Source organism: Methylocaldum marinum, assembly GCF_003584645.1.
Classification (GTDB): domain Bacteria; phylum Pseudomonadota; class Gammaproteobacteria; order Methylococcales; family Methylococcaceae; genus Methylocaldum; species Methylocaldum marinum.
In genome coordinates, this window is sequence record NZ_AP017928.1 from 3,679,836 (window position 1) to 3,706,782 (window position 26,947).

At 59.0% G+C, this 26,947-nt stretch carries 27 protein-coding genes and 2 pseudogenes; 13 read left to right on the plus strand and 16 right to left on the minus strand.

Going from position 1 to position 26,947, the window contains the following annotated elements:
- The first annotated feature begins 34 nt into the window (after positions 1-34).
- Positions 35-622: a phosphoheptose isomerase gene (locus sS8_RS16240; RefSeq protein ID WP_119630518.1), complete on the plus strand. Its 588-nt coding sequence runs from the start codon at positions 35-37 to the stop codon at positions 620-622.
- A 4-nt stretch (positions 623-626) separates the two neighbouring features.
- Positions 627-2,015, plus strand: a complete 1,389-nt coding sequence (locus sS8_RS16245; RefSeq protein WP_119630519.1) for an FAD-binding oxidoreductase — start codon at positions 627-629, stop codon at positions 2,013-2,015.
- A 92-nt stretch (positions 2,016-2,107) separates the two neighbouring features.
- On the opposite strand, the gene nadC is transcribed toward sS8_RS16245, so the two are convergent.
- The 9 genes from nadC to sS8_RS16290 all read right to left on the minus strand — a co-directional run bounded on the left by nadC (position 2,108) and on the right by sS8_RS16290 (position 10,494).
- Positions 2,108-2,938, minus strand: coding sequence for a carboxylating nicotinate-nucleotide diphosphorylase (nadC, locus tag sS8_RS16250; protein WP_119630520.1), 831 nt, complete (start codon positions 2,936-2,938; stop codon positions 2,108-2,110).
- Between the two features lie 19 nt (positions 2,939-2,957).
- Entirely contained in the window at positions 2,958-3,335 is a 378-nt protein-coding gene (locus sS8_RS16255) for a DUF1499 domain-containing protein (protein ID WP_197716544.1), read from the minus strand.
- A 49-nt stretch (positions 3,336-3,384) separates the two neighbouring features.
- The gene (locus tag sS8_RS16260) at positions 3,385-4,497 is read right to left on the minus strand and encodes a substrate-binding domain-containing protein (RefSeq protein ID WP_145986562.1); all 1,113 of its coding nucleotides are present in this window, start codon (positions 4,495-4,497) and stop codon (positions 3,385-3,387) included.
- Positions 4,498-4,658: 161 nt separating this feature from the next.
- Entirely contained in the window at positions 4,659-5,690 is a 1,032-nt protein-coding gene (locus sS8_RS16265; protein WP_119630522.1) for an OmpA family protein, read from the minus strand.
- 127 nt (positions 5,691-5,817) lie between these two features.
- Positions 5,818-6,777 (minus strand): PstS family phosphate ABC transporter substrate-binding protein, encoded by a 960-nt coding sequence (locus sS8_RS16270; protein WP_119630523.1) that lies wholly within the window; start codon positions 6,775-6,777, stop codon positions 5,818-5,820.
- Between the two features lie 448 nt (positions 6,778-7,225).
- Positions 7,226-8,551 (minus strand): phosphate regulon sensor histidine kinase PhoR, encoded by a 1,326-nt coding sequence (phoR, locus tag sS8_RS16275; RefSeq protein WP_119630524.1) that lies wholly within the window; start codon positions 8,549-8,551, stop codon positions 7,226-7,228.
- A 282-nt stretch (positions 8,552-8,833) separates the two neighbouring features.
- Positions 8,834-9,526 (minus strand): phosphate regulon transcriptional regulator PhoB, encoded by a 693-nt coding sequence (phoB, locus tag sS8_RS16280; RefSeq protein ID WP_119630525.1) that lies wholly within the window; start codon positions 9,524-9,526, stop codon positions 8,834-8,836.
- Between the two features lie 141 nt (positions 9,527-9,667).
- Positions 9,668-10,210: a disulfide bond formation protein B gene (locus tag sS8_RS16285; RefSeq protein WP_119630526.1), complete on the minus strand. Its 543-nt coding sequence runs from the start codon at positions 10,208-10,210 to the stop codon at positions 9,668-9,670.
- 74 nt (positions 10,211-10,284) lie between these two features.
- Positions 10,285-10,494 (minus strand): dodecin, encoded by a 210-nt coding sequence (locus sS8_RS16290; protein ID WP_119630527.1) that lies wholly within the window; start codon positions 10,492-10,494, stop codon positions 10,285-10,287.
- A gap of 753 nt (positions 10,495-11,247) precedes the next feature.
- Here sS8_RS16290 and sS8_RS16295 point away from each other — a divergent pair.
- A pseudogene (locus sS8_RS16295) lies at positions 11,248-11,778 on the plus strand (transposase); the annotation flags it as partial.
- Positions 11,779-12,394: 616 nt separating this feature from the next.
- Here sS8_RS16295 and sS8_RS16300 read toward each other — a convergent pair.
- Both sS8_RS16300 and sS8_RS16305 read right to left on the minus strand, forming a co-directional pair.
- Positions 12,395-13,311, minus strand: a pseudogene (locus sS8_RS16300) (IS110 family transposase).
- A gap of 482 nt (positions 13,312-13,793) precedes the next feature.
- Entirely contained in the window at positions 13,794-14,882 is a 1,089-nt protein-coding gene (locus tag sS8_RS16305; RefSeq protein WP_119628055.1) for an IS5 family transposase, read from the minus strand.
- A 39-nt stretch (positions 14,883-14,921) separates the two neighbouring features.
- Here sS8_RS16305 and sS8_RS16310 point away from each other — a divergent pair, with 39 nt between their 5' ends.
- Positions 14,922-15,353: a helix-turn-helix domain-containing protein gene (locus sS8_RS16310; protein WP_119630529.1), complete on the plus strand. Its 432-nt coding sequence runs from the start codon at positions 14,922-14,924 to the stop codon at positions 15,351-15,353.
- Positions 15,354-15,373: 20 nt separating this feature from the next.
- Complete coding sequence (locus sS8_RS16315; RefSeq protein ID WP_331852292.1) at positions 15,374-15,763, plus strand: transposase family protein; 390 nt, start codon at positions 15,374-15,376, stop codon at positions 15,761-15,763.
- A 175-nt stretch (positions 15,764-15,938) separates the two neighbouring features.
- Here sS8_RS16315 and sS8_RS16320 read toward each other — a convergent pair whose 3' ends face one another.
- Positions 15,939-16,307, minus strand: a complete 369-nt coding sequence (locus sS8_RS16320; RefSeq protein WP_119630531.1) for a hypothetical protein — start codon at positions 16,305-16,307, stop codon at positions 15,939-15,941.
- Positions 16,308-16,481: 174 nt separating this feature from the next.
- Here sS8_RS16320 and sS8_RS16325 point away from each other — a divergent pair, with 174 nt between their 5' ends.
- The 6 genes from sS8_RS16325 (at position 16,482) to sS8_RS16355 (ending at position 22,584) form a co-directional block, all read left to right on the plus strand.
- Positions 16,482-17,525, plus strand: a complete 1,044-nt coding sequence (locus sS8_RS16325; RefSeq protein WP_119632595.1) for an IS5 family transposase — start codon at positions 16,482-16,484, stop codon at positions 17,523-17,525.
- A 274-nt stretch (positions 17,526-17,799) separates the two neighbouring features.
- Positions 17,800-17,961: an HIT family protein gene (locus sS8_RS30005; RefSeq protein WP_179952376.1), complete on the plus strand. Its 162-nt coding sequence runs from the start codon at positions 17,800-17,802 to the stop codon at positions 17,959-17,961.
- A gap of 460 nt (positions 17,962-18,421) precedes the next feature.
- Positions 18,422-19,354, plus strand: coding sequence for an HNH endonuclease (locus sS8_RS16340; protein ID WP_119630533.1), 933 nt, complete (start codon positions 18,422-18,424; stop codon positions 19,352-19,354).
- Between the two features lie 130 nt (positions 19,355-19,484).
- Positions 19,485-20,639: an IS630 family transposase gene (locus tag sS8_RS16345; RefSeq protein WP_119630534.1), complete on the plus strand. Its 1,155-nt coding sequence runs from the start codon at positions 19,485-19,487 to the stop codon at positions 20,637-20,639.
- A 528-nt stretch (positions 20,640-21,167) separates the two neighbouring features.
- Positions 21,168-21,662 (plus strand): hypothetical protein, encoded by a 495-nt coding sequence (locus sS8_RS16350; RefSeq protein WP_145986563.1) that lies wholly within the window; start codon positions 21,168-21,170, stop codon positions 21,660-21,662.
- A gap of 79 nt (positions 21,663-21,741) precedes the next feature.
- Positions 21,742-22,584, plus strand: coding sequence for an ankyrin repeat domain-containing protein (locus sS8_RS16355; RefSeq protein WP_170161115.1), 843 nt, complete (start codon positions 21,742-21,744; stop codon positions 22,582-22,584).
- 45 nt (positions 22,585-22,629) lie between these two features.
- Here sS8_RS16355 and sctU read toward each other — a convergent pair whose 3' ends face one another.
- On the minus strand, positions 22,630-23,703 hold the full coding sequence (gene sctU / locus sS8_RS16360; RefSeq protein ID WP_170161116.1) for a type III secretion system export apparatus subunit SctU: 1,074 nt from the start codon (positions 23,701-23,703) through the stop codon (positions 22,630-22,632).
- A gap of 180 nt (positions 23,704-23,883) precedes the next feature.
- Between sctU and sS8_RS28195 the strand changes: the two genes are divergently transcribed.
- Positions 23,884-24,210: a hypothetical protein gene (locus sS8_RS28195; RefSeq protein WP_170161117.1), complete on the plus strand. Its 327-nt coding sequence runs from the start codon at positions 23,884-23,886 to the stop codon at positions 24,208-24,210.
- Between the two features lie 14 nt (positions 24,211-24,224).
- On the plus strand, positions 24,225-24,911 hold the full coding sequence (locus tag sS8_RS16365) for a hypothetical protein (protein WP_119630538.1): 687 nt from the start codon (positions 24,225-24,227) through the stop codon (positions 24,909-24,911).
- 48 nt (positions 24,912-24,959) lie between these two features.
- Here the strand turns inward: sS8_RS16365 and sS8_RS16370 are convergent, their stop codons facing one another.
- The 3 genes from sS8_RS16370 to sS8_RS16380 are packed head-to-tail and all read right to left on the minus strand — an operon-like array spanning position 24,960 to position 26,888.
- Entirely contained in the window at positions 24,960-25,511 is a 552-nt protein-coding gene (locus sS8_RS16370) for a DUF6683 family protein (RefSeq protein ID WP_145986564.1), read from the minus strand.
- A gap of 1 nt (position 25,512) precedes the next feature.
- A complete protein-coding gene (locus tag sS8_RS16375) occupies positions 25,513-26,145 on the minus strand; it encodes a GNAT family N-acetyltransferase (protein ID WP_119630540.1) in 633 nt (210 codons plus the stop codon).
- Positions 26,145-26,888 (minus strand): hypothetical protein, encoded by a 744-nt coding sequence (locus sS8_RS16380; RefSeq protein WP_145986565.1) that lies wholly within the window; start codon positions 26,886-26,888, stop codon positions 26,145-26,147. The genes sS8_RS16375 and sS8_RS16380 overlap by 1 nt, the downstream gene beginning before the upstream one ends.
- Between the last annotated feature and the right edge of the window lie 59 nt (positions 26,889-26,947).

Below are 26,947 nucleotides of genomic sequence, written 5' to 3' on the forward strand. Positions count from 1 at the left end.
TACAGCATTCGCTTCGCGACTTTGATAGTAACGCATGAATTTACAGGAACGAGTCTTTCGTCAGTTCGAGACCAGTATCGAAACAAGCCACGAGTCACTTGCCAGACTCGGCGAGATCATCGAGATTGCCGGAGTCCGTCTGGCTCAGTGCTTGCTCAGCGACGGCAAGATTCTGTGCTGCGGAAACGGCGGATCGGCAGCACAAGCGCAGCATTTTTCCTCAGAGATGCTGAACCGCTACGACCGGGAACGTCCCGGCTTGCCCGCGGTCGCACTGACCTGCGACACCTCGACCTTGACCTCGATTGCCAACGATTATCGGTTCGATGACGTTTTCGCAAAGCAAATCAGGGCTTTAGGCCATATCAACGATCTTCTCGTGGTCTACACCACCAGCGGCAACTCCGCCAGTATCTTGAGCGCGGTTACCGCCGCCCATGACCGGGACATGTCCGTTCTGGCGCTGACCGGCCGCGATGGGGGTGCGCTGTCGCCCTTGCTGCTGGAAACCGACATCGAAATCCGCATACCCTCGGAAACCACGGCCCGGATACAGGAAGTTCATCTGCTGATCACGCACTGCCTGTGCGATTTGATCGATCACCAATTATTCGGGGACTAATACCTTGGCTTTATCCGACGCGTTTTTGAGCCGGCTGGCACAAATCTTTCCACCGGGCTCGCTTTTCACCGCCCCCGCCGACTGCTGGACCTACGGTTACGACAATAGCCGCCGCCAGTCCCTGCCGGACGCGGTCGTATTCCCCTCCAACCATGTCCAGACCGTGGAACTGGCCCATTTGTGCAATGAACATCGAGTGGCTCTGACGGCCCGCGGCCGCGGCACCGGCACAACCGGCGCGACCGTGCCTCTACGAGGCGGCGTGGTAGCTTCGTTCGAACGCATGAACCGGATCGTGGAGTTCTCGCCGGGCAACCGTTACATCGTCGTCGAGCCCGGTCTAACCAATCAGGCGCTACAGGACTTTCTCAAGCCGCACGGCTTCTTCTGGCCACCCGACCCGACCAGCGCGGCGTTTTGCAGCATAGGCGGCAATCTGGCCTATAACTCGGCCGGTCCGCGCGCGGTGAAATACGGCACGCCGCGAGAAAACACCCTGGCGTTAAGGGCGGTAACCGGTCAGGGAACGGAGATCCGCACCGGGGTATTGACCACCAAGGGCGTTGTCGGCTACGACCTGACCCGTTTGCTATTGGGTTCCGAGGGAACCCTCGCGCTGATAACCGAGGCGACGCTCAAGCTGACGCCGTTGCCGCAAGCCAAGCGTACCATGCGTGCGGTCTATGCGGATTTGAGCAACGCAACCGAAGCCATTACCCGGATCATGGCCCAACCCGCGGTGCCTTGCGCCCTCGAATTCATCGACGGAAATGCGATCGAACTGATCCGCCGCTATTCTCGCGCCGATCTGCCCGAGCGCGCCGGCGCCTTGCTCATGATCGAAGTGGACGGCTTCGCCGAGGGCATGGCCGTTCAGATAGAGAGCGTGCGGCAAGCCGCTCGAAACGAAGGCCTTCTGGAGTTTCGCGTCGCGGAAACCGCCGATGAAGTCGAGGCCTTGTGGCAAACTCGCAAAGCCTTATCGCCGGCTCTGCGGAAAGTCGCGCCGAAAAAAATCAACGAAGACGTCGTGGTGCCCGTCACCGAACTGCCTAAGCTGATTGCGGGCCTGAACCAGCTGTCGCAACGCTTCGATCTCGCGATCGTCAACTTCGGCCATGCGGGAAATGGAAATATCCACGTCAACCTGCTATTCGACCCTGCCAAACCCGGCGAGACCGAAAAAGCCCATGAGTGCCTGGGAGAGATGTTTTCGCTGGTGCTGAGACTTCGCGGAACCTTGTCGGGCGAGCACGGCGTCGGTCTCGAAAAGCGCGATTACGTCGATCAAGAAATCGACGTCGGCGCCCTGGAATTGATGCGAGCCCTCAAACGCCAGTTCGATCCGAACGGCATTCTGAATCCGGACAAAACGCTGCCCCTGCCCGGTTGACCTCCATCGCGCGGTTGTCGTGAATAAATCTTCTCCTCGGCGCCAGCATCCATTAGCGCCGAAATGAACCGCTCGCTGTGTTTTTCACAAGCTCAGCCGTCAATCACGATCCGCATCGACAAATCGACCGCCCGAACGTTCTTGGTCAAGGCGCCGACCGAAATGTAATCCACCCCGGTTTCGGCGATCTGCCGGATGCCATCCAAGGTCACGTTGCCGGAGACCTCGAGCTTTGCGCGGCCTGCGGTCAGGCTCACCGCCTCCCGCATCATGGGAAGCGTGAAATTGTCCAGAAGAATCCGTTCGGCACCGGCCGCCAGGGCTTGGCGCAGTTCGTCGAGATTTTCCACTTCCACCTCGATCGGCACGTTCGCGTTCAGCGATTTCGCCGCATGCACGGCCTTCTCGATGGAACCGCACGCCAGGATATGGTTTTCCTTGACGAGGATGCCATCATAAAGCCCCATCCGATGGTTATTACAGCCACCGCAGCGTACGGCATATTTCTGCGCTTTGCGAAGACCGGGAATCGTCTTACGAGTATCCAGCACTTTCGCCCGGGTGCCTTCCACGGCTTTAGCATAACCCTGCGCCAAGGTCGCGGTTCCCGACAGAGTCTGCAGCAGATTGAGTCCCGTGCGTTCCCCCGTGAGAAGCGCCCGCGCCGGGCCCCGCACGACGCACAGTTCGGTACCCGGATCGACTCGAGCGCCTTCGGCCGCCAGCCATTCGATTCGGACCGAATCGTCAATCCGGGTGAACACGGCTGAAAACCAAGCTTGCCCACACAGCACCATGGCCTCGCGGGTAACCACTTTTGCTATCGCCGTTGCGTTCTCCGAAATGATGGAAGCGGTCAAATCGCCTGCACCGATGTCTTCTTCCAGAAACCGCTCGACTTCGCCTAAATCCAAGGAATTCATCGTATTTTCCCGATCACGCCTAGCGCCCCAAACCTTCACGCTTAAGAACCTCGCGTAAACGCTCGATACGCCGGCGATTTACGCCCAAATCCCAATAGCCGACGCGCGAAGCCGAGCGGACATGCATGAGCCTCTGCTCCGGAACAAGCTGAAATTCGACGTCGTCCACGAATCGGAATAAGCGGCTCGTGGCTTCGGCGCGAAGATACCAGCGCTCCCTATCCTCCTCGACGACTCGAACTCGAGGTTCCGACTCCAAGGCACGCTTGAGAATAGTCCATGCTTCCTCCGCCGCGACGCCGACGGGAAACGGGTCCACGTAATGATCCTGGTCGCTAGAACCGCTGGAAACACAATTGGGACTGGCGGGACAGTCCGATATTCTGGACGAAGCCATCGAATCTCCTTGACTGAGTGCCAAAGCTGCACAGACGAGCAACGCGACTTTACCGGGCCGCCCGCATCGCATCCGGCGAGCCTCGGCGCTCGGTAATCGTATCGGAGGGTACCGGCATGGGCCTATGATTCTTCACAGCCGCCGCATAAAGCTTACGTTCCTCGGCGGACATCGGGATGAGCCCCAGGGAGGCGAGATAGCCTTTCTCACCCCACGCCTTCTCGCTGGTAAATTCGGCGAGATATTGTTGTAGACCTTTCACCTTGGCAAGGTGATCCGCCTTGAAATAGAGGAATAAAGGCCTGGCGACGGGATAACGGTTTGCCGCAATGCTCTCGACGCTCGGAGCAACCCCGTCGATTCGAACGGCATCAAGCCGGGCTTTATGGGCCGTGTACTGGTGATAAGGCATAAACCCGACGACTCCCGGCATCTTCGCCAATCTACCCGCAACGGCGTCGCCTCGTTCTTCGATGTAGGCTCCGTCGGTTCGGAGGGTGGAGCAGGTTTGCCTATAGCTGGCCTTCTTTGTGTCTTTCCACGCCGCGATGAACGGAAAATTTTCACACCCGGCCCTCGCAACGGCCTCTTCGAACAGTTCCCGTACGCCGGAACCGAACGCCGGAGCGATGACCTCGATCTTGGTGTCGGGCAGCGAAGGATTGATCTCCTTCCAGGTTTTATAGGGGTTCGGCACCAGCGCGTCGCAACTCCTGTTCTTGCACTTGGGATCGGGCACATTCTTCCCCAAGGCCAGGAACAGCTCCTTGCGAGTGAGATCCAGCGCAGGCCCCTTCTTGGCTTGGGCGAGCACCAGACCGCCGTAGCCGACCTTTACCTCGACGATATTCCTAATGCCCGACGCCTGACAGGCTTCGAACTCGGATTTCTTCATCGGCCTCGATGCATTGACGATATCGGGCGATTCGCCGGTTTCGGGCGCGCAGAACAACTGAAATCCGGCGCTGGTACTGTTCGATTCGACCCATGGCCGCTTGATTCTTCGGGATTTGCTGACTCGGTCGGCCACCGCGTCGGCGAACGGCCTTAAGGTATTCGAGCCATTAATATGCACGAAGCCGCGCATTTCCGCGGCCAATATCGGCTTCGTCATCAGAAGCGCTGCCAACAGCAAAGCAGAGAAAACAAAACGCTTGTTCACGATTTACCTGCGAACCAGTTGCACGAGGAAGTCGCCGGCACGGCAGGCCGGTGCTTCGACATTTTAGTCAAAACGAACAAAAAAAACCCGCTCTCGGGAGCGGGTCTTTCGTCTAGCCCGGCTGCCCTCGGGCAACCGGGCCGTTCGAGGTTGCGGTGAACTTATTCGCCCATGAAAACCAGCTGAACGCGGCGGTTTTGCTCCCGTCCGGCTTCCGTGCTGTTGTCGGCAATCGGATAATCCTCGCCGTAGCCTTTGGGATAGAGCCTGTTTCTCAAGCCCCTGGACCTCAGATAATCCGCCACCGCCTGAGCGCGATGCTCAGAAAGCCTCAGATTGTAGTTGGAACTTCCTTCGCTGCTGGCGTGCCCCTGGACCTCGATGTCGCGCATTTCATTGGAAGCAACGAGCTGCTCCACGACTCCGTCCAGAATGCTTTTCGCGTTTTCGGTGAGCTCGTCCGAGTCATATTTGAAATTGACGCCTCTAAGCTCGATTTTGATCGGACACCCCTGGTCATCGACTTGCGCGCCGGCCATGGTGCCGGGACATTTATCGTCACAATCGTTCACGCCGTCGCCGTCCGAATCGCGGGTAGAACAGTCATCCACGGGAGCTGGTGCCGGTGTCACCTCGGCCACAGGCTGAGGCTTCGGGCCGAAAGGAACGACAAAACCGAGGTTGACGACCATATCATGGAAGTCGTCTTCGTTCCGGTAAACGCCGCCGTTTCCTTCGTAGACATAGCGGTAACGGACGTCGCCGCGAAGCAGGAAATTATCGTGCAACTCGTAAGTCGCGCCGACACCGGCCTCGCCGATGACCGACGCCCCGCTCCTGCCGCCTGCGCTGGTATTCATGCCGCCGGCGCCGATGACCGCGTACGGCGAGAAGACGTCGCGCATGAAATAGTACTGCAAATCGATAGTGCCGCCGGTCAGATCGCCGTTGTAGCCATTACCGTTCAGATGCTGCCAAAATCCCCGGACTTCGGCATTGAAATGTTCGTTGATGATTTTGCCGATCCCCAGTCCGGCGCCCCAATCGTCTTTCGCATTGCGATCCCCGCCCGGATTAAAGTAGGTGCCGAACGGTGCCACATACCACCTATCGTCAAGATACCGGTCTTCGGCCTGCACCGCCGAGGCAGTGATGCCTACAATACCCAAAGCAATTAGTATTTTTCTCAACATATCTGTCTCCCTGTAGCCGGAATGCCAACAATATTTGAAAACTTACAACAGACCCAATCTTAGTCGCGGATCTGCCGCAACGCAACTGAATTCCGGGAAAACTATAAATTCGACAAAGTCGTCAAATTCAAGGCTGATCCGCAAAAATCAAGGATTGTTCCATTCTTGCAACATCTCGGGAAACCGGGATAAACCCGTTGCGTCCGAGTATCGCCTGCCCTCCGGGGGACAGCACAAACCGTACGAAATCAGCCTGCCGGCCGGTCAGCGGCCGATCCGGGCGTTTCTGGACATAGATATGGAGAAACCGCGTCAGCGGATAGGCCCCGTCGACCACAGGGCGTTCACTCGGCGCGACAAAAGGCATATTCGTGTCGACGGCCAGCGACAGGGCCTTCATGGAAGAGATCGTCGAAACGCTGCGTCCGAAGCCGATCGCATTCAGCGATTCGCTCACGGCACGGGCTACCGCAGCCGAATTAGGGTGCATCCGGACGAATTCACCCAGCCCGCCCCCACACAAGACCTGCTGCCTGAAATAATCATGCAAATCGTCTGCGGGGCCTATGGCGAACACCTGCAACGGCCGGGCTTGCCACACTCCAGCCAAGCCCAGCGCGCCCCAAGTCGCCGCATGCTGCGCGCCGCGGCACCGCGATTCGCCCGAAAACACAGCTCCGATTTGAGCCAGCGTCATGCCCCGAATGGGATTTTCCCGGTGTACGAAAATCGCTACGGTATCGAGAGCAACGCGGATTGCAGTCGGCTTATAACCGTACCGTCGCGCAAAGTCATCGACTGCCTGGGGCGGCAGCCTGTAGCCCACGTAAATGACGGCGTTTTGCATCTCCTCGAAGGCCGCCTTCGAAGCGAACGAGCGGGTGGGTCTCAAGCTGACGGCATCTCCGGCATGATCTTGCCGAAATGCACCGAGCCAATGCCGAGCTAGCTTGCCGAGATCACTTGCCCCGAACTCGCCGGTGCCGGAATCACTCACGGCTTCGGGTTCTTCGGATGAACCGGATACGGCACCGGCAATCGCGGCCATGAGCATGGCGGTTAGAAAGAGATGGAGCCTGCGCCGCATTGAATACGAACTCCGAAACGCCGAAAAACGCCGAGCACTCACTGTGCGCACAGAAAGTAAAGCCCTATTCGAATCGCCCTCACCCCAACCCAATCACTCCGCACAGTCCCTGTGCGGAGCCGCAAGCGGCGCTCACGCGTGCACCCGTTCGCCGGGAGCGAACGGGAACGTGCGAAGCACGGCCCGAAGGGCGAGCCTCAGGGATGAGGCGAGTAAATCGGCCTCGCGAGCGACTCCGTCCCGCTTCGCTCGCGAGGCCGGGGCAACCCATCCCTAGGCTGCCCGCTCGTCGCGTCGCACCTCGCCCTGCCGATTTATCCCAGAGAGAGAGGGGCTCCCGTGGCTTTACTTTCTTGACCATTAATATCATGCACTCCTTGTAAATTCCGGGTTCCGTGGTGCTGGGCGCCTCGTGCTCGGTGCGCTCCCGATGCAGGCCATAACCCTCTCAGAGTCTCTGAGCGATCTTGGCATCGGTACGGAAATCGCCTCGCAGGACCCTTTCCTCGGGGAAGCAACAACTGAAACAACTACCGCGTCCGAGTGTGCTCGCGATCTTGAGCTCCGCACCGTGCCGGGTCAGCGCGTGCTTGACGATGGCCAATCCCAGCCCGGATCCACCCTTGTTCTTGCACCCTTCCACCGAAACCCGGTAAAATCGCTCGGTAAGCCGCGGCAAGTGGTGTTGCGCAATGCCCGGTCCGGTATCCTCGACGTCCAGCCTCGCGCCCTTTCCCTCATCGCGCCATCGCACGGTAACCCGGCCCGCGGGCGGCGTATACTTCATTGCGTTGACGATCAGGTTCGAAAACGCACCGCGCAATTCCTGCTCCGCTCCCAGCAAGCCGGCCCCGGTTTCGACGACCAGTTCGATGGAAGGATGATCGTCGGCCAAGAGTTTGACCTCGTCGCAAATGCTTTGCAGCATCAGCGGCACATCTACCCTCTTCTGCATCAACTGGTTGGTCGAAGACTCCAAGCGTGTCAGCGAGAGCAGGCCATCGACCAGACTTTCCATCCGGGCGGTCTGCTCTTCCATGCGCCGAAAGACTTTCAGGGTTGACTCCGGCACCGTGCCATTCGCATTGTTGAGGGTTTCGAGGTAGCCTTTCAGGACCGTCAACGGGGTGCGCAATTCGTGGGAAACATTCGCCACGAAGTCGCTGCGCACGCGCTCCATGAAGCGCAATTGAGTCACGTCCTGGGCGACCAGAAGCCGCAGATCATCCCCGTACGGGACGATGCGAATTTCCAGTTGGATATTTTCATTCAACGGGGAAGGAATGCTTACGGTGGAGCGGTAATCGGCATTCTGCAGATACTGACTGAACTTCGGATACCGCAGCAGATTGCCGATCTGCTGGCCGATGTCATTGCGGCGCAGTCCCAGCATGCGCTCGGCGGCCTCGTTGAACCAATCGATTTCATCCCGCGCCCCCAGCACCACGGTTGCGTCCGGTAATGCCGCCGTAGCCGTACGGAAACGTTCGAGCATCCGGATAAGCTGCTTCTTGCGTCGTTTGCTGCGGCGTCTCAGCCGATAGATCAGATAATAGATTTCCTCCCATACGCCATCGCCCTGCGGCGGTTGGCCGGATTTGCCGCCGCGCAGCCAGGTCAGCAGGCGATTCGCATAAAAAAGGTGTCTCGCGAGGTAGACCAGCAGTACAAACCAGAACGCAACGACGAAACCGTCGAAGACCTTGCTGAGAAAAGCGCCTACCAGCAGCGCTAGAAAGAGGAAAGGAAATTCCGATCGCCAGGGACTCGACATGAATCAGACTTGCTCAGGGTTGGCATCAAACCTAGAAACGGCAGTTGACCGTTTGGATGGCGTAGAAACGGTTCATGGATTCCGACTGTCCTCCCTTCTACCGATTTCACCGCTTAGGCGACACCGCTACGCACCCGATTGCACGGCGGGCGGGCCACCGACAGCGTCGCGCGCCTTCGACCGAGCTAGGGAAGGAGATTCGAAGAAGCAATCGCGGAACGCTTGTTTAGCCCGGCTCGGTTCAGTATCCGGGATGTGGAATCGAATCGCCTAATCGATTCTTCACAAGCTCTCCGAAAAACGATATCCAAAGCCGCGTACCGTTTGGATGACCTCCTCGCGATCGTACTCGGCCAAAATCTTCCGCAAACGCCTGATGTGGACATCGACGGTACGCTCCTCTATGAATGAACTCCGCCCCCAAACCTGGTCGAGCAGCTGACTCCGGCTGTAGACCTTATCGGGATGGGTGAGGAAAAATTCCAATAATCGGTACTCGGTGGGACTGAGGAGAACGTGGCTGTCGGCAATGCTTACCCTATGTTCGTCGATATCCAACACGATTCCCCCGATTTCGATTCTTCCGCCTTTCCCGTGCTTGTTGCTGCGCCGGAGCACGGCCTTGATCCTGGCCATCAATTCGCGCGGCGAGAATGGCTTGGTCACATAGTCGTCGGCCCCAACGTCCAGACCCCGTATTTTATCTTCTTCCTCGCCGCGAGCGGTGATCATGATGATCGGAATTTCGCCGTATTGCTTATCCTTCTTTAGGCGGCGCGCCCATTCGACCCCGCTCAATCCCGGCAACATCCAGTCCAGCAGGATCAGATCGGGAATCAACTCATGCAAGGCCAACTGCGCCTGGTGACCGTCCGCAACCGCTCGGACGGAAAAATCGGCCTGTTCCAGAACCAAGCTGAGCATTTCACGAATGGCGTCTTCATCTTCGACGACAAGCACATTGATTGCAGACATTCTCGATACTCACTCCTTCGGATAATCGACCAATGTACGGCGCCAATGTGACTTTTCTGTGACAACCGAGCCGGGACGTTGATAGCGGCCCCCTTTTCGCCAGCAATTTCAAGCTTCTACCCACGCTTGACCAGGCCGGGTTCAACGCAAGGGAAGTCGGCTCTTGCCGGAAAAATAGCCTCGCTCGTCGCGCAGGTCAGTACCGTTCCAGAATTGGATCAGGCTGAGCAGCGCCAGCACGGCAAAGCAGATCAAGACCCACGCCGGCATACTGAGTCCGAGCAGCGTCCAATCCACTTCGGCACAGTCCCCGGTGCCGTTTAGCATCGCCTTGAGGGTTTCGGTCAAGGGAAAATACTGGAACATGTATTCCAGTCCCGGGCCGCAGGCCGGCACCTCCTCCGGCGGCAGGTGCTGCAGCCAGACGTGCCGGACCGAAACCGCTCCGCCCAGCACCGCCACGACGAATCCCAGAATGGCATAAACCTTGACGCCGGTCCTTTTCGGGTTGTGCAGCACCGCTATCAGCATCACCAGAGCGACGGCGAACATCATGATGCGCTGAGACACGCATAGCGGGCACGGCTCCAGCCCGCCGGAAAATTGAAAATAAAGAGCCGCCGCGAGCAGCCCCATGCAAAACAGAAAACCGGCGAGAAAATAAAATCTGGGCTTGAAAACCATGTAAATGTCCGAGATTTAGAAAGCCTTCGGCCAGGAAAGGCGACTAAGCATATTCATACCGGCAGATGACCGATTCAGTCTTCCAGCCGAAACCCGACCTTCAAGACCACCTGGTAATGGGCAATCTTCCCGTCGGAAATGTGTCCCCGCGTTTCGACAACCTGGAACCAGTCCATGTTCTTGACCGTTTTCGACGCTTTTTCAATAGCGTTCCGAATTGCCTCGTCGGTTCCGTTGGGCGACGTGCCGACAATTTCTATCAGTTTATAGACACGATTCGGCATGGTGTTCACTCCTTAGCTTTGGAAACACAAGACACTTCAGGAGGCGGCGCGGCGGATCTCGGGAATCGGCGGCTTGTCCGAAACCGAAGAACCGGACCCATCCGCGGCGAGATGCTCACTCCATGAATCATGATGCTGAATCGCCCAGCTCTTGTCGACTCTTCCGCTCACTATTCCTTCGAGCGCGCCTTCCATCCCGATCGTACCAATATACTAATAGTCAAGAAAGTAAAGCCGCAGGAGCCCCCTCTCCCTTTGGGAGCAATAGTGTTCGGCACGAATTTTGTCTGGATGTGGGCGGGCATGCCATGGTCGAAGTCATGGGTAGAGTTGGGTTTCCATCGGAGGTTTCGATGAGCATTCCATGGGGTCCTTCTGGAGAGGACCGAGTTCAAGGCGTCAAATACCTGGAACTGTTGGGACCGTTGTTGACCGACTTGCATGCGGCCGGTACGGTTCGCGACCGGGCGGGAATCGGAATCTGTTTTACGACCCGTATGCCTTGTTGCTGCTGTTGTACTTTTTCAATCCCACGATGACCAGCTTGCGCGGGCTGCAACGCACGACGGACTTGGCCAAAGTCCGGCGCCTCGGGATTCACCGCATCGCGCTGGGCTCGCTCAGCGAAGCCCAACAGGTGTTTGATGCCGCCTTGCTGGAACAGGTCATTGCCGCTCTCGCCGGCCGGGTGCCGGCCCCAACGTCTCGCGCCGGACCGGAAGCGCTGCCGCCGTTGGTGGCCATGCGTGCAGTTTTGTCGGCCGGGGCCAGGAGAACGTCGCGTACGAGGTGCGCCGGGAGCGCCCCCTCACCGACACCGATCGGGCGGCAGGCGTCATCCGCGATGTGGACCTGCGCCGTCTGGGCACACCGCATCACACGCGACTCTTGCCGCAGCCGTTCCGGCTGGTCTGGGTCAGCACCGGCCACCGCCGCGTTGACGGCACGGTCGAGCCCCTCATTCTGGTGACCAACCGCCTGGACCTGGATGCCGAGTTGATTGCCGTGGCCTATCGCTGCCGCTGGACCGTGGAATTGTTCTTTCGTTGGTTGAAGTGCGTGTTGAGCTGTCGGCATCTGCTCAGCCAGACCGCCAACAGCGTTACGTTCCAGGTGTATGCCGCCATCATCGCCAGTTTGCTGCTGAGTCTCTGGATCGGCCACGCCCCGACCAAGGCCACCTATGAAATGGTGTGCCATTACCTGAGCGGTTGGGCGACCGAGAAGGAACTCATCACCTATCTGGAACGAATACGCCACAAAGCCACCTTAAGCAAAAAATGAGCCGAACACTATTGACCAAAGCCGTCCTTTTCCGGATGAAACTTCAGCGCGCTTCGGGCGCGGGACTAGCGTTCGAACCACTCACGTAAAAACTTAGAGGAAAGCCGTAAACGTGTGCCAATTAAACAATCCGCGGCAAACCAGGTCACATTCCGAGCGTGTTTGTAAAGTATTTTCCGATTCGCGAAAAATTAAGGCTGATATGTTTTGACCTGTCAAGTGTTCGGTTTGCCTTTGAGGGCTTATCCACGCTTTGTCCACGGGCGAAGAGCTCTCCGTTCGAGCTCCCAGCCGGTGGGCAAAGGGTGGATAAGCCCGGTGCTTGATTGTCCCCTGTTTGGGGAAAGCGCGTTGGGTCAGGGCACGGCCAGACAGATTGCGGCGGTGGATCATGCTGATATGCGTGGGTTGGTTCACCGGACTTCACTGCGTCGCGGAGCTGGCCTTTCTCTAGTAGCAGGGATCATCGACTGGGATGCCCGTTTGGGATTCTCCCGTTGGCGATGCCGGTATAGCCCGAACAAGGGTTCTCCACACCGGCCCGGTCATGCCCCGACTCAACGCACCTGTTTACCGCCTCTTCTGTTCAACAATAAGGCTTCCGTATCGCCGCGGCTTAGCTCGCTGCCTGCCGAGCCACCTTCGGCATCTCCCGGCAGGCGATGTCCCAGATAAAGCCCGCCAGTTCCCGCGCAATCGCCACGGTCGTCCTGTTTAGTGTTCTTGCCCGCCTGCAACAGCGTGCGATAACGCCCGCATAATCGCTTCTGTGCCCGCCAGGCAATGGCCTTGGTCCGTCGGAGGCATTGGCTGCCTTGCGCTTGAGGTGCGCTGTCTGCCGGGCCGGAAAGCGGTAACCCCAGGCTGACTCTACCAGCATTCGCCGTGCATGCCGGTTACCGGTCAGCGTGATCCCGCCCTGCCGTCGTCGCGACCCGCTGCTGTGCTCGCTCGGAACCAGTCCGAGATAGGCCATCAGCTGCCGGGGCGAATCGGAGCGACTCCAACCAGTTGTAGTGGGTCCGCGTCCAGCGACTCTTGTTCGACGGCCAAGCGTGACCATGACGCAGCACATAGGCGTCGAGTTGCTGACGCGCCTTGCGCTCCTGTGCCTTCAAGTCGTCCCGCGCCCGGTAAGATCGCGCATCGCCTCCTACTTCTCATCCGGCACCCACACCGCGGTCAGATCCCCATTGCGCAACGTTTGCGCCAATTTAAACGCATCCCGCCGGTCCGTCTTGATGCGCTCGCCGGGCTCCTTCGGGATCAGCGACGGGGCGACCACCTGACAGTCGTGGCCCATCTTCAGTAGCTGACGATACAGCCCGTAGCCACAGGGTCCCGCCTCATAGCAGAACAACAACACTTCCCCGTCAAATTCTCTACTCAAACGTTCGATCAACTTTGCCACCGTCTTCGGCTTGTTCGCGATTTCACCCCGGATTCCGGGCTTTCTCGTCCCGCCCGTGCCACTGCCAACGCAATCGTCTCCTTGTGTACATCCAGGCCAACATAGGCCGGATAGCTGCCGATCGCCCGGGTTTGTCTGACTGAACCCAGCGCCGTTGCCGATTCGTTCTGGACCGCTTCTGCATTAGAGTTGTACCTGATGCTAATGCATGGTATTGATAGCCCAATTGTTTCTTAAACAAATCCAAATATAAAAACCTTCCGTGATCTACGACAAATTTAGCAAAATAACCGATGACCGCATCGTGGCATCGTTGATTGGAATGCCCAAGGCGAAGTTCACAGCCCTCGTCAAAGTATTCGAGTCGGCCGCTCAAGCCATCGATCGAGAGCGTGTCGAAAAAGGCGAAATAAAACACGTCAAACAGGGCGGCCCTAACAGGCTGTTGAAATTCGCCTCCATGCCTTCGGCTTTACCCCTTATCGGCGGCTTAATTTTTAGTGCTGAAGGTCCTTTTAGCTCTGAAATCCCGGTTCTAGCCGGTTTTCATCCCCCCGCTTGGGGGTTCTTGCCGCCTTTCGGCGAATTTTGGGCAGACGCCCGCCTAGGCCGTCGACCATCGCCAGCCGAACAGCCCACCCAACCGGGTCAGGTTGTAGGCGGCGAAAGTGAACACGGTCTGGGCCGCCACCTTCTTCAAACCCCGGAACCGGGTCTGGCGTAACCCGCCCACGGTCTTCGACCACCCGAAGATTTCTTCCACCCGCTTGCGCCTCTTCAGGCTGGTCCGGTAGCCGGCGTGTCGGGTGGTGCGGCCATCGATGGCGGAGCCTTTTTCCTTCCGGGCGACATGCGGCGTGACCCGCTGCTCCCGGAGAGCTTGCACGAACTCCGGCACGTCGTAAGCCTTGTCCGCCCCGACCGTCGCGCCGGGCTTCGTGACGGTGCGACCGATCATGATCTTGGCCGCGTCCCGTTCCGCCGTGCCGGTGGCGTGAGTCACCTCGACATCCACGACCAGGCCGGTCCGGTTTTCCATCAGGGCATGGCCCATGAAGCACAGTTGAGCTTTATCCCCTTCGCTTTTCTTGTAAAGGCGAGCCTCCGGATCAGTGGTCGAGGCGTGGGTCGCGTTGGAGCGCTTTTCGCCCTTGAAATCGACGGACGGATTCCGGCCGCCGTCCTCCGGCGGAGGCGAGCTGCCATCCTTTTTCACAAAGCTCTTCATGGAGGCCCACGCCTGGATCAGCGTGCCGTCCACCGAGAAATGCTCGTCCGACAAAAGGTCCTGCCATTCCGCCAGCAACACGACCCGCTCGAAAAACAGCCGGGAAATCCGCTCGTTCAGCAACCGATCCCGGTTGGCGCTGAAGGTGGAGTGGTCCCAGACCTCGGCATCCAGGGTCAGCCCGACAAACCAGCGGTACAAAAGATTGAATTCGATCTGCTGGACCAACTGCCGCTCGGAGCGGACAGAGAACAAGACTTGGATGAGACTGGCGCGCAGCAGCCGCTCCGGCGGAATCGATTCCCGGCCGGTCCGGGCATAGAGGGCATCAAATTCCGAGTCCAGCGTGGTCAGCAGAATGTCGACCACGGCCCGGAGCTTCCGAAGGGGATGATCCTTGGGAATCCGGTCTTCCAAGGTTCGGTAGCTGAAGAGTTCTTGCTGGGTGATGTCGGCGCCGCGCATGAAAGAGTCCAAAGTATCTTGAAATGATATCATTTTGCCATGACAAACAATCGGTTATGCCTATTTTATGCGATCCATCCAACGAATTCATGCGGCTTCCGGGGCCGAGAAAATCAACAGCCTGCTAAAGGTTATCTTGATTCTTACGAGAAAAAGCTGTTTTTCGTTTTGTACTATCTGAAAACCTATCCCACTTTTGACGTTCTGGGCTTTCATTTCGGTTTCAGTGGCGGACATGCCCATGCCCATATCGACCGGTTGCTGCCGGTTTTAGTGCGAGCGTTGACAAGCCTCAACGTCATGCCGGAGCGCACGCTAACAACCCCAGAAGAATTTTCTCAACTCATTGATCAATATAAGAACATAGCGATCGATGGCGTGGAGGTCGCTTGCGTTCGACCCCAAGATGAAACTGAACAGGAAAAGCATTACAGCGGAAAAAAAAAAGACATACGCTCAAATCCCTCGTAATCTCCGACTTTAATCGAAGGATATTGTTTTTGTGCTGCATTGTGGCAGGCAGCGTACATGACTACACACTCATGAAAGACGTCTTCACACCGGGTTCAGCGTGGTTCGAGAAGGTCAATTTATGGCTTGACTTAGGATTTCTGGGCGCGGACAAAGATTATCAAAGTACCCAAATATATCTACCCCACAAGAAACCCAGAAAATCCAAGAAAAACCCTAATCCGACATTGACGCCTGAGCAGAAGAAACAAAACAGAAAACAAGCCGCCACGCGGGTCATCGTTGAGCATGCCATCGGCGGCATGAAGTTCTTCCACTGCTTGATGCATCGGATTAGAAATCATCTGGGTCACTTCGTGGATTATTTTTTCTCACTTTCCGCCGGGCTTTGGAACTACAAAATCTGTTGATTTACAATTGTTTAGCATCTGAAACAACTCTATTAAACATTTTCATGACCTGCCCTCTCAATTGTGGCTCTGTGTTGTGAATTTCCCATTTCAACATAACCCACGTTTGTTGAGATGGGCAGGTCAAAACATCATGTCTAGTTCAGACAGCGGCTAAATGTGTTTATTAAACGCCTCAGTCAAATATACCTATTTTGTCTAAAATCATGAGTAGAATCATAGTTGAAACAGATGCAGTAGAAACCCCCCAAAACACCCTGGCTAATATACGGTCAAAAAGAGAGGTATTTTCATATAAAGTCTGATAATCAGCGGCCAGGAATGACAATGTAGAGCGGCTAGCTCTTTCTCTAAACCATTTAGGAGCGGATAATGCGCTAGCCACATTAAAAATGTCATAGCCACTTACGAACTCGACACCAAGCCGCCCTTTTGTATTCGGATTCTTTCTTAGTTTTCGAACTGTCACTTGACCAAACACTACCAATAAAATGCAGGAGAAGAAAATCCCCACCAGAGCAAAAGTAAAAAGCTGCAAAAACATACTCACCTTATACCCAACGATGACATTATTAAATCATACGCGTCACCGCCATGTTCTTTAACGATATAATTCATTCCCGGGCACCTCGAAAAACCTCCTTGGTCTGCGCGCGCCCGGTAAAATAGGACCTGTAGCCAATCAGTGTGTTGAGTCCCAGACATGACCAAACCGAAGATGCCAAAGTCTCCGAAGAGCGCGATCAAACCCGATCTGTTTGCGGCCGATTTGCGCAAGCAGAAGATCGACCGGATGGGCGATCCGCTGGTGGCCTTCGAGACCCACATCGACTTTGCGGCGCTTGCCGCGGACGTGGATCAGGCGGCGCCCCGACCGGTCAGCCCGCAAGGCGGTCGTCCGCCGTTTCCCACCGAAACGATGGTGCGCATCCTGTTTCTCAAGCGGGTCAACAATCTCTCGGACGAGCAGATGGAATACCAGTTGCTTGATCGGATGAGTTACCAGCGCTTCTGCGGGCTGATGGACTCGGCCAGCATCCCGGACCGCACCACGATGTGGACCTTCGAGAACCGCATCGGCGAGGTCGGCGCCCAGGCGCTGTTCGACGGCATCGAGCGGCAGTTGCTCAAGCATGGCTACATCGCCCGCGGGGGGCATATCATCGACGCCACCCTGGTGCCTGCGCCAAAGCAGCACTTCAGCAAGGACGATAAGGAGATGCTGAAGGAAGGCGCGATGCCGGCGGACTGGAGCCCGGCCAAGCGGCGGCAAAAAGACCTGGACGCCACCTGGACCAAGAAGCACGGCAAGAGCCACCACGGCTACAAGCTCTCCATCAACGTGGACAAGCGCTACAAGGTTATCCGCAAGATCGAGACCGGCACCGCCGCTACTCATGACAGCCAGCACTTTGAGGCGGTGTTGAACACTAGCAACACCAGCCGGGACGTCTATGCCGACAAGGGCTATCCGAGTGCGGAACGGGAAGCCCAGCTCCAGGAAGCGGGTTATCGCAACCACATCCAGCGCAAGGGCCAGCGCAACCATCCGCTGTCCGAACGGCAGAAACAACGTAATCAACGCATCGCCCGGGTCCGAGCACGGGTCGAGCATCCCTTCGCCGCCATCGCACAAATGGGCGGCAAGTTTATTCGCACCATCGGCCAGGCGAGGGCGAACTTTGCCATGACGATGATGGCGGCCAGCTATAACCTGAAGCGGCTGGTTTACCTGAAACAGGCGGGTGTCGTGGCCTTTTGAGGCCCACCCTCGCCCGAAAGGCCCCCAACGCGGGCGATTCGGGGAAAATGAAAAGTGAAATGGCGACAAGAGCGTGAGGGAGTCGGCTCGTGTGCCCGCCCGGTCAAAAAATTAGAGCCGGGTTTTCATCAAAATTCAGGGTTTTTCGAGGTGCCCGGTTATCGAACGGTTGTATAAAGATCGATCCCGAATGCAAGCGGCTGTTGCACTCCGCCCTTCGGAAACAGGGATTGACGCTCAAGGATAGGTTCGTGAAAACTGCCCTTTCTTCCAATTGTCGCTTAAACGCATAATCGCAGGTGACGATCTCTGTATCGTAATCCGGGACGCGTATCCCGTTTCCGCCGGCCACACGCTAATAACAGCGCGGCGTCGTGTGGGCTCATTCTTCGAAACCCCGGTCGACGAGCGCGCGAGCCTGTTGCAGCCGTGGTAGGTCGGCAATCCTTTGCCGACGCGTCACTTACATCGAGAAGAGTCGCTTACCGGGTACACCAGATCGGTGGTTATGGACCATAATTGAATTGGATGGGTACGGCACCAGCCGTCTTGGGATTCATGGAATACGAAATGCCTCCGAACAATAATCACGCTCATGCCTCGATCCAATAGGGCATACGCTAAATCTCACAGGTTCTCATCGGTTTAGCTCAGAAGTGCAGCTGTCAGATCTTTCATTCCGATTGTCCTATCGCGCCGGCCGAGACGATCTCGTGCAGGACTTCTTCAACCCATGCTTGGGGGCTTCCGTGTTGTACCGCCGAGCGGCGGGATATTTCACCAGTGCCGGCCTGGCGCTCGCTGCTCGCCGCCACTTTCGGCAATCCCGCAGGAAAATGTACGTTGCTACGGAGCTTTCCTTTCTACTCGGGGTGGTGCTGAGTAGGTAACGAAAAATGAATTGGCTGGCCAAACTGTCAAAACTCAGGGTCGACAGAGCCTCAAGAACTCCGGCCCCCCATAAACCACTATTGCTCCTGGCCATTATCGATCAAATCGAAGAAGGCACAATTCAATTTCCGGTGGTCCGTCTATCGCCTGAATTGGCGTTTCGATTTCTTACCTATTGGCAAGTAGTTGCCCATCGTGGACGCAATGTGGGGCAGATCGAGCTCCCATTCTTCTATCTTAAAAGCGACGGAATTCTCTCCCACTTCGCACGCCCCGGACTTGACGCAGCGCTGACGGTCATCCGTCCGCGCTCAGTAGCGGCATTGAACCGCGTAATTTCCCATGCAGAATTGGTCGGTGACTTTTATCAATTTTTGACCATTCGGGAGAACCGTGACGATGCCAGACAGGTATTAATAAACGGCAATTGGTTTTTTCCCGAGGAAAAATCCGCGCTTGCGGAAGCGCTTGGTATCAATTTCGAGGCGTGTCCAAAAGGGAACACTCTTGACGACGAGAAAGATTCCGCTTCCACCGGACGTGATGTGAAATTCCGGTTGCAGATCGTCCCCCTCTATAGATATGCCTGTGCCCTTTGCAAGCTCAAGGTATTGCTGCCCAATGGAACCACAATTGTCGAAGCCGCCCATATCCACGCATTTTCTAAAAGCCGGAACGACGATATCACCAATGGCATGGCACTAAGCAGCAACCATCACTGGGCATTTGACCAGGGAATTTGGACACTCGATCCTGCGTATCGTGTAATTGTGGCAGCCGGGCATTTTGATGAAACGGGGCCAGAACACTCCGGCCTTACTCACTTTCACGGAAAAACCATCGACTTCTCTTGGTTACAACCACCCTTTCGTCCAAGCATAAAAGCACTGGAATGGCATTACGACCGGTGTTTTCTTGGGCGAACTTCAGAACAGTAAGTCTCTTGTTACAGCGTTTTCAATTTCAAAAAAATACACTAAAAACAAAGTTTTTATTACTCCCTTCTCGCTCCAAAAAGGGCTATTCTTAGAGGAAAGAAGTTGACCAATTTGTGGAAGGGAGGCGGTCATGAACCGAAGAATCCGTATCCAACGGTTGGCCCCTCAAGACCGGGAGGAGTGGCAGAAGCAGTATTACCGGCACAAGGAGCAACGTCCCCGGCGTCGTCTCACGGCCTTGAAGGCCGTTTGGGACGGCCAGACTTTGGCGGACGTGTGCCGGACTCAGCACCTTCGCCGCAAGACGCTGGAGCATTGGCTGGATTTGTATCTTCATGGGGGCTTTAAGACGCTGCTGGCCCCGGAGCGGCGACGTGTTCCCCAAGCCCTGTCCTGCCGGCAACGGCGAGTCTTGCGTTACATCCTGCTGCATAAGACGCCGGCCGATTATGGCCTGGACAGCTATCAATGGACGGCCCGGCGGGCGCAGGCCCTCATCGCCGCCAAGTGGAATATTCATCTGGGGTTGGGGCGCCTGTACCCACTGTTTGATCAGTTCGGGCTTTCCCACCAGCGGGTGCATCGGGACTATGGGCCGCCTCGACCGCGGCTACAGGCGGCCTTCGTGGACGCCTTGGAAAAAAAGGTGGAGGAAGCCAGGCCTTCGGACCGCGCTCGGGTGGCGCTGGATGAGTTTGCCCTGCGCTCCGTTCCGGATACGCATTACGCTTGGGCCGAGCGGAATACCGCGCCCAGGGTGCCCAGCGACGAACGCCAGCGGCCCCGGCTGAATGGTTTTCTGACCGTCGATTTGCACCGGGGGCTCACCGGGGTTCAATTCCGCTCCCAGGGCAAAACCGGCGATGTCGTCTTCGTCGTGGTGCTGACGGTGCTGCGCTACGTACAGCAAGGGTGCCATTGGATCACCCTGATTCTGGACAATGCCCGCACCCATCGGCACGCCCTGGAAGTGGCCGCAAGGGAGTTGCTGTCGGAGATCGCCGAACTCGCCCACTGGCCGGACTTGAAAGCCACCACGGTGGAGTTTCTGCATACCCCCCCGTACTCGCCCGCTCTCAACCCGGCCGAGTATCTGATCCATTGGGTTCGCCAAGAGACTCTTTATCATCTACCCTGCACCTTCACGCTCCAGGAAAAGGCGGATCGCGTTCGTCACCATCTCGCCCAGGCGCCGCCCTTCACTCCCGAACAAATGCAAAAGCTCCTGCGCCATATTTACAAGTTGCCAAAGGATAAAACAGTAAAATGGCCCAAATTGGAATGAGAAGGGAGTAAAAATCATTAACTTATAGAAGTTTATCTGTATTTTTATGGCCATAAAAACGCTGTAATTCCTCAGAAATGCCGGCTTTATTCGGATTGAGTTCCGGTGAGCACGGTGGCAGGTGACATAACGGACGTGATGGCGGTCCAGGAACGCCCGAATGGCGCGCGCCCGGTGGACCGGATGGCGGTCGAAAATCAGGGTCTTGCCCGTGACCAAGAGCGGCGGCACATAGACTTCGAGATACGCCACGAAACGTTCTGCGGTCAGCGCGTCTTGATTGCACCACTGGCATCCAGGCCTTTCTCGGTCAGCACCGCGACACCGGCTGTTCGTCGATCACGCGTTCGCCGAGTGGAGCGCGACCATAGGGCAAGGTCATGTTCAAACGGGCACCGGTTTCATCAAGGTAGACGTGTTGGTCGAAGGGAATGGCGTCGACGACGTGGTGATGGTCACCCTTCAACCGCAAGTAATCGCAGAAACGTAGATTTGCTGTAAAAATTCGGGGGAAGCAAGTACGGCGGTGTGGAAATGAACAGCAGATTGATCATTTTTTTAGCAACCATTTTTCTTGCTTCGTGCACAAGTAAACATATTCAGATAGATAAAATCACAGACAACGTCGTCGGAAACGCGCTCGATCGCGCCGGCGATGCGGCAGCCCGTGCGCTGGACCGCGCGGGGGATCTCGGCGCGAACGTGGCACAGCGCATCGGCGATGGCGTATCGCGCCTGCTCGACCGGGGCGGCGACACGCTGTCCTGGCTCGGCGACCGCATCGGCGGTGGATTGAAGGCACTCGGCGTCGCTGGAAGCCTGACCTCGCCCATCGGAGCAACGGCCACGGCAGCCGGCGTCACGCATGCCGGAATCGTGGCTGCGCGTGACCCCGTGCTCGGCGATGCCGTCGAGAGCATCGGCGAGATGACCTACAGGCATGGCGGCGACGTGGTCGACAATGGCATGGCGCACATCGTCGGCGAACAGGAAGCGGCACTGGAGGCACGCCTGGGGCGCTGAGTGATCGCGCTCGGTTGGCAAGACGCACCTCGGCGGTGATACTCGCAGCATGATGCCTCGCACGACGTATCGGCTGCGCATGATGGCGTTCGTCGCGACGGCGGCACTTGCCGCATGCGAGGCGCAGGAGTCTCCTTTCGCGCCGATGCGCGCAGCCAATCCCATGCCGATGACCAAGAACATCCGCGTCGAAGACCACTTCAGCGGTGCCGATCTCGAACTCGCTCGCGCTGCGGCGCGCGGCGATGCGGCCGAAGTCGCGCGCCTCGTCCGCGAGAAGAACGCCAATCCGAACGCGATCTCGCGCGAAGGCATGCCGTTGCTGCTGTGGCCGGTGCAGGCCGGCAACCGCGAAGGTACACGCGCCCTTCTCGAAAACGGCGCCGACCCCAACCTGCCGCTGCCGCGATTCGGCTCTCCTATGGTTCTGGTCGCGATGCTGGACGATCCGGAATGGCTGCGCCTTCTGCTCGATCATGGCGGTGACCCGAACCTGCAGAACCGGGACGGCGAACCGCTCGCGCGCGTGGCGATGCTCCATCGCAACTGGGAATCGGTGAAGCTGCTCGTCGAACGCGGTGCCGACATCAACGCCGGCGTTCACGGCTTCAAATCACGCTCGATGCTCGCCTACTACGCGGCCACGGGACAGTTCGACAAGGTCCACTGGCTGTTGACGCACGGCGCCGATCCCACCGTGCGCCTCGAGGCGGCAGCCGACGGCGCGAACGTCGGCGCACCGATCGTGCTCGAAGCGATCTACTGGTATCCGATCGACGAGACCCGGTTTCCGGAACTTGCCGACTGGCAGCGCAAGTCGCAGCAATGGCTGCGCGACAACGGCATCGGCGAGGTGCCGGCGGAACCTGACTACCGGCGGCGCCAGCGCGAGGAAGCCGGACTGCCCAAGCCGATCCATTGACCGCTGCGCAGTCCGGCGGCGTCGGCTCTCCGGAACGGAATGCGGTCAGCGACCTTCGCGTGCGCGACGCATGCCCTCGGCCCAGCGCAGCACTTCCGCCACCGCCTGGAAGAACTCGGGCGTGATGTAGTCGTCGAGCCCGACCTTCTCGTTGAGGCCGCGCGCCAGCGCCACGTCCTGCATGATCGGCACGCCGGCATCCTCGGCAGCCTTGCGGATCATCGCCGCTTCGTGGTCCTCGCCCTTGGCGACCACCACCGGGATGTCCGTCTCGCCTTCCTCGTACAGCAATGCGACCGCCACGTGCGTCGGATTGGTCACCACGACGCTGGCCTTGCGCACGGAATGCAGCATGTTCTGCTGCGCCCACTCCTGGTGGAGCTGGCGACGACGTCCCTTGATGTGCGGGTCGCCCTCGTTCTCCTTCGATTCCTGGCGGATGTCGCGACGACTCATCTGCAGCCGCTTGATGTACGAGTGCCGCTGCCAGAACGCATCGAGCGCGGATACGAAGAAGAACACGAACACGGTCCAGGCGCACATGCGCAGCATACCCTGCCAGTGCGCGATCCCGATGTCGCCGATCTGCCCGAGCGGCAACGCGATGTACTGCGGCAGAAGCCCCCACAGCACCACCACGAAGATCGCGGCGAGCCCGGCGGTCTTGAGGATCGACTTGATGACCTCGACGAGGTTGTCCTTCGAGAACATGTTCTTGACGCCCTCGCTCGGATTGAGCCGCGAGAGGTCGGGCTTGACGCGCTTGGGAGCGAACACGGGGCCGATCTGGACGAAGTCAGCGAAAAGACCGATCAGCGCCACGGCGAACATCACGGGAACCGTCAGCAGGACGAACGCGATGCCCGATTTCTCCAGTGCCATGGCCAGCGTTTCCGGGCCGGGATTCCGTATCGCCTCGAAGGCGACCGCGAACAGCCCGTCCAGCTGTCGCAGATAGGAGGGAAGAAGGAGCCAGATCGCGGCCAGCCAGATCAGCACGATCACGGTGCTGGTGAGCTCGCGGCTCTTGTGGACGTCGCCTTCCTTGCGTGCGTCCTTCAATCGCTTCGCGGTCGGCTTCTCGGTACGGTCGCCGCTGTCGTTCTTCTTGCCGGCCATCGCTCCGCCTCGACTCCGAGCCGGCATCGGATCGACCGCTGCCGGCGGACGCGACATGGTATTCCGGATCGGTACCCGGGGCCGACCGTGGGTAAACCCTAGGTGCCCGGATCGGGCGGCTGCGCTACCCTTCATGCCAGCGTGGCGCGCATCCCGCATGCCACGGAGTTGCGATCGAAGATGAAGATCCCGACCGAAAACGTGACGCCGCTGCTCAAGCCGCTCGATGCGGAGACGGCAGCGGCTGCGCTGGACGCAGGTCGGCTCGGACTCGACTCCCGCCCGGCCGCCTCGCCGCCCGCGGAGGCCGAAGCACGGCGCATCGAGCATGTAGCGGACGCGCCGCGCGAACGCGATGCGGGCGAGATCCTGCTCGCCGAGGACGTGTGGAACGGGTCCGAGGGCAGCGCGCGCCTGCTCCCGCTGGCGGACGTCGCGGCGATTTCGGCGGACGACTCCATGGCACTCGACCAGGCCGTCGAGGCGATCCTGTCCGGCCTGCGCTGACCGGCCCGTTTGCCATGGCGGCCCATCCGCAGCAGCACCCGATCGTGGTCACCGCTGGCCGCCTCGTCAGCGCGCTGCTTTTCAACCGGGACGACGATTTCCGGCTCGCCCTGCTCAAGCGTGTCGCGCGCAAGCTCGGCGAAAACGAGGGCTACCCCGCTTTCATCAAGCTGCTGGCAACGGTCGGCGAAAGCGCCGACGAACCGGGCAAGCGCGTCCTTGCGGCGACGCTGGCCGTGGGCCTGCGTCGCAACGACCTGCCGACCGGCACGCTGACGGCGTGGGGAGCAAGCCGGCTCTGGCAGGCAGGCAGCGCGACCGGCGGCCAGATCGGCAGCCAGTTGTTCGGCTCCGCGCCACTGCGATCCTTCGGTCCGATCGAATACCTGACCGCCTGGTTCGGACAGGGCACGCAGCGCATCCGGCTGGGGTCCGAGGTATTCGCCGATTCGCTGCGCAAGCTGATCGATCTCGTCAATGCGGACGCCGACGCCCGCGCACTCTATCCGCGCAAGCTCGCGGCGGACACGCAGACCGAACTGGAAGGCATCTACATGCGCGGGACGCGCGAGCGCCTCGCGACGATCGCCTCGGGCTGGATGCAAGGACTGCCGGCATCCGGGATCGCCGCGGCGGCGGCGATGATCGAAAGCGAACCCGCGCGTGCGGTGCCACGAGGCTGGGTGTTGCGCGACCTTTGATCCCCGACGCGCGAGGACGCGCATGTCGATTCGCGCCGGCAGGACGTATCAGGCGCGGCGCATGCCCTGCGCCCCCAGGCGTGTCTTGCGCAGGTTGATGCCCTGTCGCTGCAGCATGTTGCGCTGCGCCGACTCCGCCATCTGCGCGAGCTCCTTGCGGTCGTCGCGTGCCTGCGCGTCCTCGCGTGCTTCCAGCGAGAGCACGCTCTCGCACAGGAGCGCCTCGCCGATCAGCTGACGCTGCTCCGCATTCCGCGCCTCCGGCCGGCCGCGAAGCAGGGTTTCGAACTGCGTGCGGACGCCCTCGGCGACGACGCGATCCGGAAGCGACTGCTGGTGCACGATGCTCCACATCGCCAGCAGATGTGCCGCGAACACGTCCGGCAAGCGATGCGGGGACAGGCCCATGGCTCCGAAGAACCGCTCGAACGTCGCCGCGAAGTCCCGGCTGGCGATCTCCCGTTCCGCATCCGCGGCCGAGACGCCGCCATTGGCGACCAACGTGTCGATCATCTCGCGTCGTACCCGTTGCGATAGCGTCGGATCCGTTCCGATGACGAATGCGTCATCCATGGATGCCGTTGCGGATCGTGCGTTCATGTCAGAGATTCTCCGTTCGATGCCGGTTGCGTTCGCTCCAGTCGTGTCGGTCGAGCCGGAACGCGAGTGCGCGATGTGCGTGATGCGTCGTTTCCCCCATCGCCGTGAAGCCGAGGCGGCGGAAAAGCAGAGGCACCACGGTGTTTTCCGGGTGGCAGTATCCGTGCAGACAGGGAAGCCCCAGCCGCTCGAATGCCATGTCGCGCAGGGCACGCGAACCCTCCAGCGAATAAAGGCGTCCGCCGGCGGAAGGCAGCAGTCGCGCACCGAGTTCGACAGCCGAGCCGCCGGCGAGCGGAACCAGCGAGAACAGGCCGACGAAGCGATCCTCAGCATCCGCTGCATGCCAGATGCCGAGTCCCGGATGTTCCTCGTAGAGGCGGTTCGCCTGGATGATGAGTCCCGCGTTCTCGAGCGCGGACGCCGGGGCGGGCTCCAGCAGGAGCGCGCGCACCGACGGCTCCCGATGCAGGGCCGACAATGCGGAAAGGTCGCGGAATCGCAATCCACGCAGCACCAGCCTGCGCGTGCGCAGCAGCTCCGTGCCGGGATAGTCGTGGCGACGGCGCGCGGCATCGGCCATCGAGGCCGGCGAACGCGACGCCGCGAATGGCCCGGTGTCGATCGTGTCCATCAGCGGGGACGGAAACCGGCGTCGGTGAGCGCGAGGGCACGCAGATCCACGCCCTGCCGCGCCATCGCGTCCTGCGCGGAATCGGCCAACTGCGCCAGGAAATCCCGGTTTCCCGCAGCCTGCGCCGTCTCGCGGACGCGGATCAGCGTGACCGTCTGATACATCAGGCTCTCGGCCACGCGCTGACGGCGCACCGCATCGTCGGGCACGCGGCCACGATCCGCCAGCGCCGCGTGCGTCTGCATGCGCAGCCCGCTCACCTCGTCGACGCCGGGAAGCGGCGCATCGTTTGCCGTCATCCACATCACCGCGAAGTATGCTGTCGTCACGTCGCCGAAATCATCGATGCGAAGGCCGTACGGGGAAACCGCCTTGCGCAGCAGCGCATGCACGTCGTTGCTTGCGTAGTAGCGCCCCAGACTGCGGGCCGCTCGGGTACCGCTCGATCGCTCGATCGACGCGATGTACTCGTCGCGGACCTCGCGCGAAATCGCGGGATCGAAGCGAACCGGAATCGAGCCGGCGGTCGTCGCCCGGCCGGCATCGCGCGGCAGGTTGCGTGACCGTGCCGTTCCCCTTCCCTTCTTCTCGAGATACGACTTGCTGAAAAGACTGCCGTGGATCAACGGCTGGACGTTGTCCGTGATCGGCGAAAAGTACGCGCCACCGTCGATCGTCTGGGCCGCGACCGGAGACGTGCCCACGATGAATGCGAACAGAAACGCAACCAGAAAGCGATTCATCGAATGGTCCTCCTCTGTGTATGTGACGGATTTTGGCTCAGAAGAGCCGGATAGATGTC